15 protein-coding genes and 1 tRNA gene are annotated in these 16,525 nt (G+C 70.2%); 6 read left to right on the top strand and 10 right to left on the bottom strand.

What is annotated here, in order from left to right:
- Position 1 precedes the first annotated feature (1 nt).
- From AC1DUE_RS15440 to AC1DUE_RS15430, 3 genes are all read right to left on the bottom strand, one after another.
- Positions 2–415 carry a hypothetical protein gene (locus tag AC1DUE_RS15440; RefSeq protein ID WP_477040298.1) on the bottom strand — a complete coding sequence of 138 codons (414 nt, stop codon included), beginning with the start codon at positions 413–415 and terminating at the stop codon, positions 2–4.
- Positions 416–492: 77 nt separating this feature from the next.
- Positions 493–972: a phage tail protein gene (locus tag AC1DUE_RS15435; protein WP_477040297.1), complete on the bottom strand. Its 480-nt coding sequence runs from the start codon at positions 970–972 to the stop codon at positions 493–495.
- Positions 973–1,004: 32 nt separating this feature from the next.
- Positions 1,005–2,573: a phage tail sheath family protein gene (locus AC1DUE_RS15430; RefSeq protein ID WP_477040296.1), complete on the bottom strand. Its 1,569-nt coding sequence runs from the start codon at positions 2,571–2,573 to the stop codon at positions 1,005–1,007.
- A gap of 253 nt (positions 2,574–2,826) precedes the next feature.
- On the opposite strand from AC1DUE_RS15430, the gene AC1DUE_RS15425 reads away from it, so the two are divergent.
- Entirely contained in the window at positions 2,827–5,469 is a 2,643-nt protein-coding gene (locus AC1DUE_RS15425; RefSeq protein ID WP_477040295.1) for a helix-turn-helix transcriptional regulator, read from the top strand.
- Positions 5,470–5,931: 462 nt separating this feature from the next.
- Complete coding sequence (locus tag AC1DUE_RS15420; protein WP_477040294.1) at positions 5,932–6,747, top strand: LPXTG cell wall anchor domain-containing protein; 816 nt, start codon at positions 5,932–5,934, stop codon at positions 6,745–6,747.
- Between the two features lie 114 nt (positions 6,748–6,861).
- Here AC1DUE_RS15420 and AC1DUE_RS15415 read toward each other — a convergent pair whose 3' ends face one another.
- Positions 6,862–8,184 carry an FAD-binding oxidoreductase gene (locus AC1DUE_RS15415; RefSeq protein ID WP_477040293.1) on the bottom strand — a complete coding sequence of 441 codons (1,323 nt, stop codon included), beginning with the start codon at positions 8,182–8,184 and terminating at the stop codon, positions 6,862–6,864.
- A 164-nt stretch (positions 8,185–8,348) separates the two neighbouring features.
- Here AC1DUE_RS15415 and AC1DUE_RS15410 point away from each other — a divergent pair.
- A tRNA-Arg gene (locus AC1DUE_RS15410) sits at positions 8,349–8,421 on the top strand.
- A 179-nt stretch (positions 8,422–8,600) separates the two neighbouring features.
- On the top strand, positions 8,601–8,957 hold the full coding sequence (locus AC1DUE_RS15405) for a hypothetical protein (protein WP_477040292.1): 357 nt from the start codon (positions 8,601–8,603) through the stop codon (positions 8,955–8,957).
- A gap of 54 nt (positions 8,958–9,011) precedes the next feature.
- On the opposite strand, the gene AC1DUE_RS15400 is transcribed toward AC1DUE_RS15405, so the two are convergent.
- The gene (locus AC1DUE_RS15400) at positions 9,012–9,329 is read right to left on the bottom strand and encodes a DUF6966 domain-containing protein (RefSeq protein WP_477040291.1); all 318 of its coding nucleotides are present in this window, start codon (positions 9,327–9,329) and stop codon (positions 9,012–9,014) included.
- 283 nt (positions 9,330–9,612) lie between these two features.
- Here AC1DUE_RS15400 and AC1DUE_RS15395 point away from each other — a divergent pair, with 283 nt between their 5' ends.
- Together AC1DUE_RS15395 and AC1DUE_RS15390 are read left to right on the top strand one after the other, a co-directional pair.
- Complete coding sequence (locus AC1DUE_RS15395) at positions 9,613–9,936, top strand: hypothetical protein (RefSeq protein ID WP_477040290.1); 324 nt, start codon at positions 9,613–9,615, stop codon at positions 9,934–9,936.
- A 128-nt stretch (positions 9,937–10,064) separates the two neighbouring features.
- The gene (locus tag AC1DUE_RS15390) at positions 10,065–10,562 is read left to right on the top strand and encodes a hypothetical protein (protein ID WP_477040289.1); all 498 of its coding nucleotides are present in this window, start codon (positions 10,065–10,067) and stop codon (positions 10,560–10,562) included.
- 76 nt (positions 10,563–10,638) lie between these two features.
- On the opposite strand, the gene AC1DUE_RS15385 is transcribed toward AC1DUE_RS15390, so the two are convergent.
- The 5 genes from AC1DUE_RS15385 to AC1DUE_RS15365 all read right to left on the bottom strand — a co-directional run bounded on the left by AC1DUE_RS15385 (position 10,639) and on the right by AC1DUE_RS15365 (position 16,189).
- A complete protein-coding gene (locus AC1DUE_RS15385; protein WP_477040288.1) occupies positions 10,639–11,736 on the bottom strand; it encodes a tyrosine-type recombinase/integrase in 1,098 nt (365 codons plus the stop codon).
- A 35-nt stretch (positions 11,737–11,771) separates the two neighbouring features.
- On the bottom strand, positions 11,772–11,990 hold the full coding sequence (locus AC1DUE_RS15380; RefSeq protein WP_477040287.1) for a helix-turn-helix domain-containing protein: 219 nt from the start codon (positions 11,988–11,990) through the stop codon (positions 11,772–11,774).
- 36 nt (positions 11,991–12,026) lie between these two features.
- The gene (mobF, locus tag AC1DUE_RS15375; RefSeq protein WP_477040286.1) at positions 12,027–14,915 is read right to left on the bottom strand and encodes a MobF family relaxase; all 2,889 of its coding nucleotides are present in this window, start codon (positions 14,913–14,915) and stop codon (positions 12,027–12,029) included.
- 248 nt (positions 14,916–15,163) lie between these two features.
- Positions 15,164–15,409 (bottom strand): hypothetical protein, encoded by a 246-nt coding sequence (locus tag AC1DUE_RS15370; protein ID WP_477040285.1) that lies wholly within the window; start codon positions 15,407–15,409, stop codon positions 15,164–15,166.
- Positions 15,410–15,721: 312 nt separating this feature from the next.
- The gene (locus AC1DUE_RS15365) at positions 15,722–16,189 is read right to left on the bottom strand and encodes a hypothetical protein (RefSeq protein WP_477040284.1); all 468 of its coding nucleotides are present in this window, start codon (positions 16,187–16,189) and stop codon (positions 15,722–15,724) included.
- Positions 16,190–16,525 lie beyond the last annotated feature (336 nt).

The following is a 16,525-nucleotide window of genomic DNA, read 5'->3' as shown; positions in this document are numbered from 1 at the left end:
CCTACCGTGCCTCGGTCGGGATCTCCTCGATCGACGCGCGACCGGCCCGGTAGGTGGTGGTGTGGGTCGTGGCCTGGCCCGCCGGCTCCGACGACGATCCAGCAGCGGCCGGAGCCGGCTCCGGAGCCACAGGCTCCGGAGCCGACCCGGGCAGGGGTCCTGCCTGCTGCTGAGCAGCGACGAACTCGTCGAACTCCTCCTGCGACCCGAAGTTGATCACGCCGTAGAAGTCCTGCAGGTAGGCCAGGTCCGCCGCGAAGAGACCTTCGATCTCGTGCGACGTGACCATGACCAACGTGCCCAGCTTCTCCACCACCCGCGCGAGCACCACGATCGTCAGCCGCGGGTCGTCCGGGCCGCTGATCGTGGGGTCGCGCAGGGGCTCGAGCTCGTCACGCGCCGTTGCGAGGCGCATGACACCTTCCCGGTGGAGTCCGCCGTCCCGGTCCACATACCCCCGGGGCAGCGTGAACTCGTAGCGGGTCTTGAGGGTCACTTGATCCTGGCGAGCGACTCGATGGTGAGGGTGATGGTCTCCTTCACCGGGTCGTTCGAGTCGACGCTCAGCTGGTCGGTCGAGATCTTGCTCGGCCAGCCGTTGGTGAAGTTGAACCGCGCAACCTCGACGTGGGTGGAGTCGTACATGACGATCGACCCGTTCTTGCGGTTGTTGGTGCGGTCCGACAGCAGGATGCCCTTGGTCATGATGTCGTTGAACCAGCCCCACATCTTGTCCTGCGTGGAGTCCGGCGGCGCCATCCGCACGAGCGAGAGGTCGGGGGCCTTGTTGCGGCCGGCGAGGGTCTTGACCTGGACGGACTTGCCGTCCTTGCCCACCTGCTGCGTGGTGGCAACCTCCATCTCGACGTCCAGTCCGGAGACGGACGCGAGGATCGTGACGACGTCGCCGTCGATCTCGAGGAAGAAGTTCTGGGCGATGAGTGGGTCTGTGGCAATGAGGTCGTTGGGCATCTAGGTGCTCCTTGGTCAGGAAGAGAAGAAGGTCAGGACGCGGTCTGCTTGTTCTGGCTGATGCGGAAGATCACGAACTCGGCCGGCTTGACGGGCGCGATGCCCACCTCGACGACGAGCTTGCCGGCATCGATCGACTCGGGCGGGTTGGTCGTCGCGTCGCAGTTGACGAAGAACGCCTCCTGCGGGCTCTGACCGAACAGTGCGCCGGCCGACCACAGACCGCGCAGGTAGGCGTTCAGGGTGCGCTTGACGCCTTCCCACAGGGCCACGTTGTTCGGCTCGAAGACGGCCCACTGGGTGCCCTCGAGGATCGTCGCCTCGATCATGTTGAACAGGCGGCGGACGTTGATGTACGTCCAGTCCGTGTCCGACGCGAGCGTGCGGGCGCCCCAGATGCGGATGCCGCGCTGGCCGAACGGCCGGATCGCGTTGATGCCCAGCGGGTTGAGCACGCCCTGCTCGGCCTGCGTGATGCTCCGCTCGACGTCCAGGACGCCACGGATGGTGTCGTTGGCCGGGGCCTTCCACACGCCGCGGGTCTCGTCGGTCCGGGCCCAGACGCCGGCCACGTGGCCCGACGGCGGGATCAGGATCTCGGAGTTGCCGTTGGAGCCGGTCGGGTTCTCGACCTTGATCCAGGGGTAGTAGAGCGTCGCGAACGCGGAGTCGAACTGCGCGGTGTCCGTGCGCCACTCCTTGACGGCCTGCGGCGTCAGTCCGGGAGGGGCGTCCAGGATGGCGACGCGGTTGGCGTGCTGCTCGCAGTGCGCGATGAGGCTCGTCTGCACGGCCTTCCAGAGGCCGAGGTCGAGCGACCCGTCCTCCTTGGTCGCGGCCGTGACCAGGTCGGGGACCAGGACGATCGTGACGTCGTCGGCGATCGCGAGGCCGGCGATGCCGGTGCGTGCCGACTCCGAGCCCGCGAACTTGCGGCCGTTGACCGGGACGGGCTTGGCGGCGGCCTGCTCGAGCGTGTAGGCGCCCGGCTTCAGCAGCTCGAGCTGGCTCGTCAGGTCGACGTCCTCGGCGAGCTTGACCTCGACCTTGACGCGCTTGGACGTCTTGTTGATGACCGTCGCGGCATCGCGCGGGCCACCGAGCGTCAGGTCGTCGTAGCTCTCGACGGCCTCGCCGCCGTCGACGATCGTGATGCTGAAGGGCGCGGGACCGTCGTGGTCGTCGGCGACCTCGGCAGCCTCCACGACGACCGTGATGTTGGCGTCGGGCTCGACGGACTCCACCGAGATCGGCAGGCCGAGCGAGCGGTCCGCGGCCGGGAGGGCCAGGCGAGCGGGCTCACCGGACGGCTCGGCGTTGGGCACGCGGACGATGTACGCGAGGCTGCCGCCGTTGAGGAAGTAGCCGTACACGGACAGGGGCAGGATCGCCCCTTCGACGAAGCCTCCGTAGAGGGCCTCGAACTGGGTCCAGCTGGTGACCAGCCGGGGCGCGAGGCCCTGCGGGTCGTTGGGGTCGTCCTGGGGCGCTCGCTCGGTGAACCCCACGAAAGCAGCCACAGCGGTCGGCGCCGAGGCGAGGACCTTCTGGGACGAGGGGATCTCTTCGACGTAGACGCCGGGCGCGGTGTATGTGGGCACTGGCCATCCTTAGCTTGGATCGCTCCCGCCCGGGCATGACCTGCGCGGGGACGCTGCGACGCGGGTGTGTCGTCGTCACGGTATGGACGCGCCTCGGTAGCGGGCATCGGTAATCGCTACCGAGGTTTTCAAACCCCCGTCGGGAGCCATAGGGTGCGAACCGGCACAAGTGCTCAAGTTCGAGTTGCACGGTGTCGACACACAGGCTAAGGACACGAGTCCGACGCTGTGTCGTGCACGAGGTGGGTAGCCGATGGTGGCAGGTGAGGAGCATCCGTCGACGTCGACGGTGACGTCGCTCTCCCTCCCCCTTCCCAAGCTTCCCGCTGTCGTCCAGCCGCACCACAGCCGGCGCCGCACCATGCTCGCGCGCCCCGTGGTGGACCAGGTTCGTTCCGAGCTCGCCGAGGGTCGTTCGGTGCTCGTCGTCGGCGATGCCGGGGTGGGCAAGACGCACCTGGTGACGGCGGCGCTGTCCTCCTTGAGGGTTGCCGACGAGACCGTCCCGCACGTGGTGACGATCTCGGGCGCCTCGGCGCGCGGCGGCATCCCGCTCGGTGCTCTGGAGCCGCTGCTGGGTGACGACGCGCTCGTCTCGCTGGGCAGCGTCGCGCGGACCGTCGACGCCGTCGCCGCCTCGCTGCGCGGTCGCGCCCGCGGTGGCCCGCTGGTGCTCCGCGTCGAGGACGCCCACCTGCTCGACACCGCCAGCTCACAGGCTCTCGGCTGGATGGTGCAGCAGGGGGAGGTCCAGCTCGTCGCGACCGCCCGGGCGTCCGCCGTGGCCGGCTCGCCGTGGCTGGAGCTGTGGAAGGACGACGTGGTCGAGCGCGTCGACGTCCCCGCGTTCACGCTGGCCGAGGTCGAGCATTGGCTCGTCGCGGAGCTCGGGGGCCAGGTCTCCATCGACACCGTCCGCCGCGTGTGGGCCGAGACCGGTGGCAACGCGTTCCACCTCTCCGAGGTCGTGCGCGCGGACCGGCTGGGCGGAGCGCTGCGGCAGGTCGACGGCGTGTGGGTGTGGACGGGTCGCGCGACCCCCGGGCGCCGGCTCCTGGACCTCGTCGCCCACGACATGGCGCTGCTGTCCACGGACGCCCGCTCCGCGCTCGAGATCGCCTCGCTGGCCTGCCCGATCCCGCTCAGCGCACTGCTCGACCTGGTGCCCCGGCCCGCCATCGACGAGCTCACGCGCGTCGGTCTGGTGACCCTGACCCCGCGCATCTCGGTGGCCGGGTCCGGCGACGTGCTCGTCGACCTCGCCCACGCCCTCTACGCCGAGGCCGTCCGCTCGGGCATCCCGCGCGCCCAGCGTCGCCAGGTGCTGCTCGCGGTGGCCGAGCTCACGCACGACGGCCAGCGCAGCGGTCCCGCGCTGGTGCGGTCCGTGTCGCTCTCGCTCGACTGCGACATGCCCGTCGACCCGTCGCGCCTGCGCGCCGCGATCGACGCGGCGTTCGAGATGCAGCAGCCCGATACCGCGGTCCGGATCATCACGGCCGCCCTGCGCCGCGGCCTGATCGAGGACATCCACCGCATCGAGCTGCTGGTGCAGCGGGCCGACGCGTGGTGGCACATGGACGAGATCGCGCAGGCGTCCCGCGACCTGGCCGAGGCCGTCGACGCCATCCGCCTGCTGGTGGGCCCCGGCTCGCGCGCCGTGCGGCTCATGGTCGCTGCGACCGCGATGCAGGCCGGGATCGCGCACTACCAGGACGGCGACCTGCTCCAGGCGCTCATCGCCTTCGGCCCCACCGAGTGGTGGCTGGACGGTCTGCCGCCCGGGCTCGCGCTGCTGGGCCGACGAGAGCTCGACGTCGCTCGACTGACCCGCCTCGGCTACGCGGGCCGAGCGGACCTCGACGCGGCGCTCGCGGTGCTGCTGTCCCCGTCCGTCGGCGGCATCGCTCTTCCGCTGGCCTGCCCGACGATCCTCGGCCTGGCCCAGTCGGGCCGCTTCGCCGACGCGCACCGGATCGCCTCCCGGTACGCGCAGCTGGCCGTCGCGCACCGCGACTCCTACCGCTGGGCCGTCGGCGAGGTGGCTGTCGCGACGTTCCTCACCACCCTGTGGTCCGGCGACCTCGTCTCCGCCGAGGCCTTCGCGCTCGCCCGGTCGGCGGACCCCGCCTTCGAATGGGTGACCACCCACGTGACGCGCGGCCTGCTCGGCATCGCGCACGGCTCGTGGTCGTCGGCCCGCACCGACCTGCACGCCGCGTCCGCGCGTCTCGGCCTCGCCGAGCTCGGCGGCGTCTCGATCTTCACACAGGCCGCCGAGGCCGTCGCGGCCGCCGCATCCGGTGACGGCTCCGCCGCGCGCGCTCTGCTGACCGATCTCGACGCCTCGCCGCTGCGCTCGTTCGGCGGGCTCGAGCCCGAGGTCCGGTTGCTGCGCGTCGACGCCCTGCTCTGGATGAGGGACCCGCGCGGCACCGCCGAGGCCGCGTCCCTGGCCTCGTGGGCCGCCGCGGCCGGTCTGGTCCGCGTCGAGCTCGAGGCCCTGCACCGCTGCGTCGACCGGCACGGCCGCGGGCGCGTCGTCGACCCGCTCGTGCTCGCCCGCGTCAGCGAGCTCGCCGGCGTCGTCGACGGTCCTCGCGCCGAGGCCCTCGTCGCCCATGTGTCCGCCCTCGCCGTCGGCGACCCCGACCTCATCCGCATCGCCGAGCGCGCCCTGAACCGGGTCGGCCTGTGGCTTCCGCCGCTCGAGGCGCCCGTCGCCCTGACGCGTCGCGAGCAGGAGATCGCCGCCCTGGCCGCCGGTGGCATGACCTCCCGCGCGATCGCCCTCCGGCTGACCCTGTCGGTGCGGACCGTCGACAGCCACCTGGCCCGCGTGTTCGCGAAGACCGGCGTCCACTCGCGCGAGGGCCTGTCGGTCGTCCTGCGCTGACGCCGCGGCCGCGTCACTGCTCCGGCTCTCCCTGCTCGGCAGCCGTGTCTACCTAGCCGCTCTTGTGACGCGAGTGCGCTCCTGAGGCGCCCCCATCGCCCCACGAGAGCACGTGTGTCACAGGTGCGGCTAGGTCGGGACACGACGGGCCCGGGCGACGGCCGCAGGTGCAGGGGTCGGGCGCGTGTCGCACCTAACAGTGCGTGATCTGGACGCATGTCCAACACCGGACTTAGAATTGCCTCAACGACGACGGAGGAGGCGAGACGGATGACCAGGAACCACCGAGAATCCCGCTGCGCCCTTCGTATCGGGCTGACTCGTCAGGGCTGAGCACCCTCGACCGACTCCGCGGCCACGCCGCGACGCGCCCCACCCGGATCCGCCACGCGGATCCCACAACGCTCGACACGTCGTCACTTCCACGACGTCCCGCCACCCTGCCTGAGAGCTGTGATTCCCGTGCGCTCCCGAATCCTGGGCGCAGCTGCGCTCGCCGCTGCACTCATCCTCGTCCCCACCGCCGCCCACGCGGGCGGTTCCGACAGCCCCACCCCCTACACCGTGACCGCCCAGAACCTGACGCTGCCTGCCGGCACCACGTTCGAGGCGAACGGCCACATCAACTACCGCATGACCAAGTTGGACGGTTCGGGTCTGCGTGAGTTCAACGTGCACCAGGCGGTCCCGGACAACGGTCAGTGGCCGATGGGTCAGTACATCGGGAAGTCCGTCTACACCTGGACCGACCACCCCAGGTACGACCCCGCCGACTTCCCGGGTGGGTACTGCATCACCTGGGTGCAGATCTCCGCGTACAACGAGCACTTTGGTGAGGGCAAGCAGGCGCCGGTCTGCACGACGCCGCCTGTGGTGGACCCAGACCCGAGCACGCCGCCTGTGGTGGACCCGGACCCGAGCACGCCGCCTGTGGTGGACCCGGACCCGAGCAGCCCGCCTGTGGTGGACCCGGACCCGAGCAGCCCGCCTGTGGTGGACCCGGACCCGACCACGCCGCCTGTGGTGGACCCGGATCCGACCGATCCGGTCGACGTGGTGCTGGTGGACCCGTCGGTGCCCGCGCTCGTCGCCCCATCTGAGCCGCCGGTGATCACCGAGGTCCTCGCTGCGGGGCCGAGCGACACCACAGCGAACAGCGGCACGCTCGCTGCGACCGGCTCGGACACGGCGACAGGGCTCGCGCTGGGCATCGCGGCGCTCACGATCGGCACCCTGCTCGTCCTCGTCCGGCGGCGTACGACGACGTGGTCATCGTAGTGACGGTCATGCGTTGACGAGCAGGGAGCGCACCCACCGGATGGTTGGTGCGCTCCCTGCTCCGTCGGGTCAGGGTTCGGACGGGGTTCGTCTGCCGCGGCACGGGCTGACGTCCTAGGCCGGCGGGATGTTCTGGTTGAGCCGGAAGACGTTGTCCGGGTCCCAGGCGGACTTGACGTCCTGCAGCCGCGCGTAGGTGCTGTCGTCGTACGCCCGGTGCACGCCCGCGGCACCCTCGACCCCGAGCGCGTTGACGTAGACCCCGCGACTCCAGGGCTCGATCGTCGCGGCTAGCTGTCGGCACGTCGCGGCGTGCCGCTCGTCGTCGGCCGGGTCCGCCCACTTGGCGCCGACGTCGTACTCGAACCGCGTGTCCCGGTGCGCGAAGGCCGTCGCGCCCGGGTCGACGTCCGCGATGGCGCCGCCGTACGCGACGAAGCTCGCGGCGCCGACGTCTGCCTCGGTGTGGGCGAGGAACGCCTCGAGCGCCGCGTCAGGCAGCTCCCGGACGTAGTGGCTCTTGGCGTAGCGCCGGTAGCCGTACGCGGAGCCGACGTCGGACTGTCGCTGCAGGTCGAGGTAGCTGATTGGTGTGACCCGGCGGGCCAGCACAGGTCCGAGCCCGTCGAGCTGCGCGATCAGCGGCCCGGCGTCGTCGGGCGGGCCGACCCAGACGAACCCGAGCGTGAGCGGCCCGTGCGCACTGACCTCCGCGAAGAAGGTCGCGCGCCGCGATGCCTCGTCGGACCCCGCGAGCCACGTCCGGAGCGCATCGAGCCCGTGCGCGGGGACCAGGTCCACCTCCACGACGAGCGCCTGCGTGCCGACGTCGTGCAGCCGGAGGTCGAACCGCGTGACGACACCGAAGTTGCCGCCACCGCCCCGCAAGCCCCAGAACAGGTCGGGATTCTCGTCGGATGATGCGTGCTTCAGCTCGCCGTCGGCCGTGACGATCTCGTACCCCAGGGCGTTGTCGCAGGTCAGCCCCACCTGGCGACCGAGCCAGCCGACGCCCCCGCCGAGCGCCAGCCCGCCGATGCCGGTGTGCGACACGATCCCGGCGGTCGTCGCGAGACCGTACGGCTGCGTCGCCGCGTCGAGCGACCCGAGCAGCGCCCCGCCCTGCACCTGCGCGGTGCGTGCATCCGGATCGACTTCTACTTCGCGCATCCGCGACAGGTCGATCATCAGCCCGCCGTCGGGCACCGCCCATCCCGCGGCGCTGTGCCCACCGCCCCGCACGCCGAGCGGCAACCCTCGCTCCCGCGCGAGCCGGACCGCGGCGCGCACGTCGTCGGTGCCGGCGCAGCGCACGACGACGGCCGGGCGGCGGTCGACGGCGCCGTTCCAGACGGCACGCGCCTCGTCGTACCCGGGCGAGTCGGGCACGAGGACCTCGCCCTCGAACCTGTCGGTCAGCGCTGCGGCTGTGGGCATGGCACGACTCTGGCGGCTCCGGGGCGGGTCTGCCAAGGGCAATCACGCGGATCTGCCGTCAGGACGGGGCGTTCGCGACCGCGTCTCGGGTAGGCTGCCAGCGGCCGTGGGGCCCTCCGGAGAGGGTCGCGCGTCGCTCGCCAGGACCACTTCGGCGGTCTCGGGCGCCTGTAGCTCAGGGGATAGAGCACCGCTCTCCTAAAGCGGGTGTCGGCAGTTCGAATCTGCCCAGGCGCACAGTGTGTTGTTGCAGGTCAGGGCCGGTGCGGCTGCAGCCGATGAGTCCGCTGCGGTGCTTGCAGGGGCCTCGTGGTCAGCATGTGGTCAGCAGTGTGGTCCGCCGTCCGTGGCCCTCGATCAGAGCGCGTCGCGGAATTCCGAAGTGGACACGGGATGTCGTCGGGCAACATGGCGGCATGAAAGAGCCGCCAGCCGGACTGCCTGATGCGAACTCACGGAAGTGGCACTCGCGACGACGCTGGGACGGACTGGGCTACCTGCGCGTGCGGTCTCTGGGTAACCCGGAGTGGCAGCGCGACACCCAGTGGCTGGTCGGGGTGCTGACGCGACAGCGGAAAGACGCGCACCATAGCGAGCGCGAGCTTTACGACGCGGTGATCGATGCGACCAGGCGCTATCCCAGGACGGCGCTAGGCGTGATCGATGCTGAAGCTGCGTGGGATGAAGTACTGACGGTGATCGACGACCTGCTGCTCGTGCGGCAGGCGCGACATCTCGAGGCCGTGCGTGCGGAGCGAGCCGATCAGGCTTAGTGGGAGTTGCTTTCGGTCGTTGCCGCGGCGGATGGCACTATCCGAGGCGGATGTCTACAGCCCGGCGCCGCGCAATGCGCTAGCACGCTCGTAGACGAGCTCGAGGAGCTCTCGGAGTCCGAGGTTGACGGCTTGCCACTCCTCCGCGCGAAGGTCGCTGCCGTCTCGCTGTGAGAGCACGATGTCGTTCAGGCTGCCCATCCCACCAAAGGACCGTAGGAGCTGATCCAGGGCTCCGGCGTCACCCTGCTCAATGCGCTCCGCCGCTGCAGGCAACCATTCCGACCAATGAGACTCCCCGTACCGCCGGAGCATGTTTGCCAGTTCATCGATGGACTCTTGCAGGCGCTCGGTCAGGTCGCTCTCGGTCACCCCGCAGACGGTATCTGCGCGGCCCTGAAGAAGGATGACCAGGCCACCCTCCGGCAGGCCGCCCCGCGGTGGCGGCGTGTCCGAAGATCTTCTAGACCGCACTCACGTCGGCGCCTGGCGCGGTCGGCGGGCGAGGCATGGCGAGGCACGCGGACCTTACGGGGTCTGTCACACCTACCGACCCGGGTGAAGTCGACTCCGTGCCAGCGGCACGCTGCGCGACGGGACCAACACGTTAGCCGGACGGCCGCTGTTCGTCTGACCGCCGTGGAACGATCAGCCAATGGCGGATCTGGAGCTATCTGAGCGGTGGTGGGGCCTCGGTGATCCTCCGGATCCGGCGGCGGCTGACAAGAGAGCTGGCGTCGGTGCCGAACTGTCCAAGGAGATCGCGCCTGGGCATCCCCTGCACGGTCGGATCGATCGCGTAGAGGCGTTCTTCGGGGCCAGCGACGACGTGATTGTTCGCCTATCGGACGGCAGCTTTGCGCTTCTGCATCCGACGTGGTCGCAGCGTCAAGAGCCGCCCCCGTTCCCGACGGCGAAGCTGCTGGGGGCGGCTGACGCCGCGTCCGCAGCGATCGCCGAGTGGGAGCGGTACTGGTAGGTGAGTCAGTCGAGCAGCAGCGCGACCAGACGATGATCGTGGTCAAGATGGCGCTCGCGAAGCAGGTCTCGGCGCTCCTCCACACACTCGGTCGCACGTGATTGAGAACGTCTCGGATACTTGCTGGCGTGTCGACGGAACCGATCAAGACGGTGCGCGGCGTCGTCCGGGCGCCCATCTGTTGCGCCGTCTTGGTCGGCTCGTGGACCGTCTTCGCACTTGCCTGGGTAGGAGGAATGGTCGATCCTCCTCCGCCGGTGAAGCCCGCGTTCTCCCTGTTCGCGTCGCTGTTCGTGGCCGCTTCGATCGTTGCTGCCATTCGAGCCACCCGTCTGGGCGTGACTGTCACCGATTCGCACGCGATCGTCCGAAACCTTCTGAGTACCCGCCGGGTGCGGCTCGCAGATGTCGAGCGAGTCCAAGTCCGCAACTACGACGGTGCCATGACCTGGAACAGCAGTACTTCGTGGCTTTGCACAGTCGCGCTCACCACGCGGGACGGCGAGCTTGTGGAGGCCTACGGACTCACGGGCCTGGGGCGCACGGCGGCCCGAGCCGCCGGTCGGGTCCGGGACCTGATCGGCCTGCCCGAGGTCGTCAACGCGCCACAGCATCGTGCCTCGTAGCCGGTAGCACGTCTGATCAGAGTGAGGCGAGCGCGCKCGCCGACCGTCTCTCGCGGCTGTGCTCGCGTCAATGTGATCAGAGGACCGAGCCTCCTGGCGCCGCGGCCTCCGCGCCGCCCGGCTTCGGGTCCGGGAACATCGGCATCCGCTCCATTGCCACCCACGGCGCCTCAGAGAACAGGTGGCCGTAGAGGTCCATCGTCATCGTCGCGGTGGCGTGACCGAGGATCATCTGGACCGCCTTCACGTCGGCGCCGGCGGCGATGAGCAGCGAAGCGGCGGTGTGGCGGAGGTCGTGGATCGTCGTGCCGGCCAGGCCGACAGTCTGTGTCGTCTCGGTCCAGCGCGACCGGACTCGGAAGTTGGTGTTGGTCCAGATCGCGCCCGTCGGGCTGGGGAACAGATACGAGCCGGACGGAGCACTGTCGACGCGGTCTCGGACGTAGGTGTCGAGCGTCGGCGGGACCGGCACCGTGCGGGTCTGGTGCGTCTTCGTCGGGCCGAACACCGCCCCGCTCGTCTTCTTCGACTGTGGGGCCGCGCGGTGGATCCGGACTCCGAGGCCGTGCGGTGTCTGGACGACGTCGTCGACCCGCAGCGCGCACATCTCCGAGAACCGGCAGCCGGCCAGGCCGAGGAAGAGCACGACCGGCCGGCAGTTCGGCGGCATGGCGTCGGCAAGCTTGCCCAGCTGCTCCGCGCGCAGCCAGTGCGGCTCGCGCTTGGTCGTGCCCTTCGGGAGCGGGATCGAGCGGGCGACGTTGACCGAGATGCGCCGGTCGCGGACGGCATAGTCGAGCACCACGCGCATGACGGACAGGACCCGCCGACGGGTTGCCGTCGCCAGCCCGCGGACCGTCATCGCCGTGAGCACTCGCTCGACGTCCGTCGCGGAGATGACGGCGATCGGGAGGCGCCCGATGACAGGGATGACGTAGGAGTCGAGCAGGAACCGCGTCGTCTCCTGGCTCCGGACCGCAAGGTGCTGTCGCGAGTTCTGCCACTCCTCGGCGAGCGAACCGAACGACACCCGGCCGCGGGTCGGGTCGATCCAGGTGCCGCTCTGGAGCTTGACCAGCTGGTCGGCCTCCCAGCGCTTGGCATCGGTCTTCCGCTGGAACGACTTCTCGGCGATCACCCGGTGCTCGAAGAAGACCTTCGCGCGCCAGGTCACCTTGCCCGAGGGGAGTGTCCGCCGAGTGACGGACATCAGCGTCGGCGCGGCTGCGCGGGCTCCCGATCGACCCACGAGGCCGGGATGAGGATGACGGTGCCGAGCCGGCGGCAGGGGATCTGCTCGGTCTCGGCCAGGTGGTAGAGCGTTCGCACCGGCACCCCGAGGACGGCCGCCGCGTCCTTCACGCGGTAGTACTGCCGACGGGGGGTGATGACGGGTGCGGGCGTCTCGGACTGCGTCGTTGTCGTCATGGTCGTTCTCCTTGCGTGGGTTGACGGGGATTGCGGTCACCACCGCTCCAGCACAGGTCCATCGGGACTCGGGCTGGTCGGGGGCGTCAACGGGCTGCGCGTGATCTGTGGACGCAGCGGCGGGATGGCGGACTGTGGACGGCCCGGCCAGTGCGGCGGGTCTGGGCGTTCAGGGTGGTGGGCCGCCCAGGTCTCGGTGGCCGAGGTCTCGGCGTGCGTGGTCGCGAGGATGCGGCCGAGGAGTTCGCTTGCGCCCTCCCGTTCGCCGCCGGGGAGGCAGTCTGGGTCGGGGCGTTCAGTGGCGACGTACAGCCGGTTGAGGTGGCGCCCGCGCGTGAGGGAGACGTAGAGGTCCTCACGGCCCATGCCAGCGGTGACGACCGTATGCGTCTCGTCGACCGTCATCCCTTGGCTGCGAGCGGTGGTCGTGGCGTAGCCGAGCTCGACCGACTCGGCCACGTAGCGCGCGGGAAGCCGCAGAGTGCCGCTCGTCGGATCGCCGGCGGGTGCGACTCGGAGGCCGCCGTCGGGCAGGACGTCGGCGATCTGCCACAGGTCGCCGTTGCGAACGAATCCGTCGCTCGTGCGCAGTCGCCGGTTGTTGCGACGAGTGACTACACGGTCTCCGACGCCACCGGTCAGTCCGTCGCTCAGGGGGATCCCGGTGGTGCCAACCTCGCCGACGCGGACGCGATCGGCACGGCTGCGAGCGTTGAGTTCGTTGACGGTGCGCCGGTCCGCCGCAGCGAGCAGCACGATCCGTCCTTTGTCCTCGGCCGCAGCCGCGGCGGTGAGGGCGTCGTCGAGCATGTCGTCGTGCGCGCCGTGGCTGATCCGATCGTGCCGGGCGTAGGCGTCGAGGGCGGACGGGTCGCCGTGGCGCAGCTCGAGGGTGGCCCGGGCTTCCCAGGGCTGGCTGAACCGCCACAGGGTGCGCAGCTCGGCAGTCGGTCCCCGGCGGGCGAGCATCCCGAACGCCCCGCCGGCATCAACCGCTCCCCGTTGCAGGTGATCTCCGACCAGTAGCACCTTCGCCTCGGCCTCTTTGGCTTGGTCGACGAGGCCGGCCAGGGTGCGGGTGTCGGCCATGGACGCTTCGTCGACGATGACCAGATCTCCACGTCGGAACCGCCAATGCTCCTGGTCGGCAGCGAGCGTGTAGCAGCGCTCGTTCGCTGCGCGCCGATCCCCGTACATCGCGGTCGGATCCGTCAGTACGGCCCGGTCGGCCGCGTACCGCACGGTGCGTTGCGCCGCCCCATCGCCGACCGACTCGTAAATCCACTTGGCCGCGGTCTCGCACCGTGCCCCCAGAGCCGTCGAGAGCGTCGCGGCCGCGCTGGCCGACGGTGCGAGTCCGACGACGGTCCCGCGCGTCTGTCGCCACTCGTCGGCCAGCGCCGCCAGCGTGGTGGTCTTGCCAGTGCCGGCCGGCCCGACGAGCACGTCGAGCTGCTGCGGCGAGAGCAGCACAAACTTGGCGGCCTCCCGTTGGTCGTCGGACAGGTGCTCCATGTGCCGGTCTGCAAGACGCGCAGCCAGCGGGTGGATGCCCAGCGGCACGGTCGCCTCAGCGGCGTCGAGCAACGTCCGCTCCGCCTCCAACAGCTCGACCGACGTGAACGTCTCCTCCCCGACGCGCCGGCGAGTCGGCTCGGTGTCGTCGTCGAGGCGAACGCATGCCTTGCGGGCCTCGGTCACGAGCGTGTTGGTCATTTGGAGCCGGTCCTCGGATGAGGCCATGCGCAGCGCCAGGGAGGACCGGAGCGCGGCCGCACCTAGGTTCCAGGTCGACCAGACCGATCGGCGGGCCGAGACGTCCTCGAGGACCTGTGCGACGATCGCGGCGCGGACCTCCGGCCCGACATCGCCGGCACGCAGCGGACGGCTGTAGCGGCCGGCTAGCGCGCGGGCGGCCAGGTCGACCGGCTCGACGCCGGTCACCGCACGGGCTCGGCTCGCCCAGTCGGTCAGCAGCTCATGCAGCGCTCGGACGACCTTCGGGGGACGAGTCTCGCGGGTCAGGTGCTGGCGCGCCCTCGTCGTCTCGACGCGTGAGGGCACCCGGCCACGCTGCTCAGCGAACTCGTCGGCCCAGCGCTGCTCCGCGCAGTGGATCTGCTCGGACCGTGCGGAGAACTCGGCCAGCAGGTCCTCGTCGACGCCGTCCACCTCGAACGCCGGGTTGCGACGCTCTCCACGTGATCGCGTCGACCATGTCGCACCCAGCCGGCGCGAGACCTCGTCGGCAAGCAACGCGTCGTACAGCTCGGAGACCGTCACCACGGCGGCATGCAACGTGCGGCCATCCACCGACCGCCACGCACCGTCAGGCCCCTGGGCCTTGTTCGCGACGACCACGTGCGTGTGCAAGTTGGGGTCGCCGGCACGGGAGTCCCAGTGATCGAACGCGGCAGCGACCATGCCACGCGTCCGGACCTGCCGGCAGCCAGCCGCACCGACCCGCGTCCGGATCACCGAGTGCTCCACGAACCGCAGAGCCGAGGAGAGGGCGGCGCGGTGCGCGTCGTAGAGCGTGGCTCGCGTCCGGTCGTCGGCCAACCCCCACAGGACCGAGACAGACTTCGGCGCCGTGAAGGTGAGGTCGTACCCGGCGACGGTGTGCCGGCTCTCGCCGGGCACGAACCGCTTGTACGGCGTGCCCAACGGCTCAAGCGTGACCGGGTCGCGCCCGTCACGGAAGACCGCCGTCATCGCTGCCTCGGACACAGCCGCGCCGACCTCAAGCCGCTCGCCGCCGAGCGCGTGCAGACCGCCGCCGATCCACCGGCCCGTCGGGTTGCCCGTCTGCTCGTAGTACGCGGTCAGTGAGTCTGCAGCGGACAGCCCCGCGTCGCCGGCCGCGACGTGCCGTGTCAGGTAGGCGTACCCGTCGCCGACGGTCAGTTTGTGCATCGACAGCATCGCAAGCACCTCCCGTGGAAGCACCTCGCGCGAGCGCTCCTACCTACAGGTGTGCGGAAATGTGTGCAAGACGCGAGGGAGACTCCACCGGCGCGCAACCACTGCCGTGGGTGCGACGAGTACAGGTCCCCGAACCTTCGTCGCCATCAAGCAGCGCGGAAAGAGCGGTTCCGGTGTGTGGGCCCGGAAGCTTTCACCGATCGCGCCCGAGCTTTCCCCGGAAAGCCAGGGTGCTCTGCCGCGGGTGGCTACTCCTCCGGGTCGCGCAGAGCGGCGCGGGCGATGCCGAGGTCCTGTTGGTAGGTAGGACCGAACAGCACGGGAAGCTGTGGCTCGAGCGCAGACTCAAGGTCCCAGAGAACGCGCTGTTCGGACTGGTCGCCGATGGGAAGAGCGCGGCGTTCGTTGTTGTCCGCAAGCCAGGCGTGGAGCACGAGGGCTTCATCCGGCGTCAGCCGTACAACCACCTCCGGGCCGCGCTCCTCGTTCGTCACGTCGGTCACTGTGGCACTACCGGCGAAGGGATGCCGGGAGGCGCGGACCACTGGGCTTGCGGCGACAGTCGTCGGCGTGCCGCAGCTATCTCACCGCAATTGCAGAGGGGGACCACGGCTCTGCCGCAGGGTGCGCTGGTCTCGTCGCGCTTCACCGTCGGAAGTGCCCGTGCGAACTAGCCGCCGGGCGGTACATCGAGCGGCGGCGGCTGAATGGTCGGATACGCCTGACAAGGCTCGCTCGGTCACAAGACCTCGACCGTCTCGACCGCAGTTCAAAATGCTTCGGCATCCACGGTGAAAGTCGACTTGTCAGCGCCGAGGCCGGTCGGCGACGGTGAGCACCAGGTCTCCGAGCGGCGGTGCTGGGGTGAACCACGGGGCGCTCGACCACTCGCCGCCACTGCCACTACCACTACCACTCAAGGAGGTGAGCACCAGCTCGCTTGCCGCCGGCCAGTGCTTCAAGCTGTAGCGCCGCCCGGCGACTACGGCGGTACGTCCGTAGGCGAATCCCACTCCGGGGAGCAGTCCCGCGTCGACTGTCGAGTGCTTGCGATCGCCGAGATCGGGATCGATGCGACACCGGTCGGCCAGCTCGATCTGGAGTCCGATTGTGTAGCGAGCAAGGCCGACAAGGAGGACTCCCGCGTCTGCGGAGCGCCCGATGGCTCCGCTCACGTTGACAGGGGTGCGTGCCTCGTTGTCGGGCGGCCTGAACTGGATTCGTCCCTGGGTGCCGTCGTCCGCGTCGCCGGAGAAGGGCAGGGCCGAGTGCATGAGCCCGACCCTCGTCCGCATCCCGTCAGTTGCTCAACGGCTTCGTCGAGTCCACTGGTCCGCCGGCAAGCTGGATCGGCCTCTCCCGCCGAGCGGACTCCAGCCGCGTCCCGAGCCGTCCCCGACCGCGGGAAGCATGGTCTACCTATATCGTCCGTGCGCATGGGAACGAACCCGCTGGTAGCCGCGTTGGCCAGCGCCGCACTCACGCTCGCGTTTGCAGCAGGGTGTGCTGCCACGGCCGAGTCAAGCGACTCGACCCCGGCGACCACCGCGTCGACATCCGAATGCACCGAAAAGCCACACCGTCCCGTCAGCGCTGACGAGGCAGCGTTG

The organism is Cellulomonas sp. P4_A2, from assembly GCF_056402515.1.
This window is presented reverse-complemented; position numbering and strand designations above follow the sequence as displayed.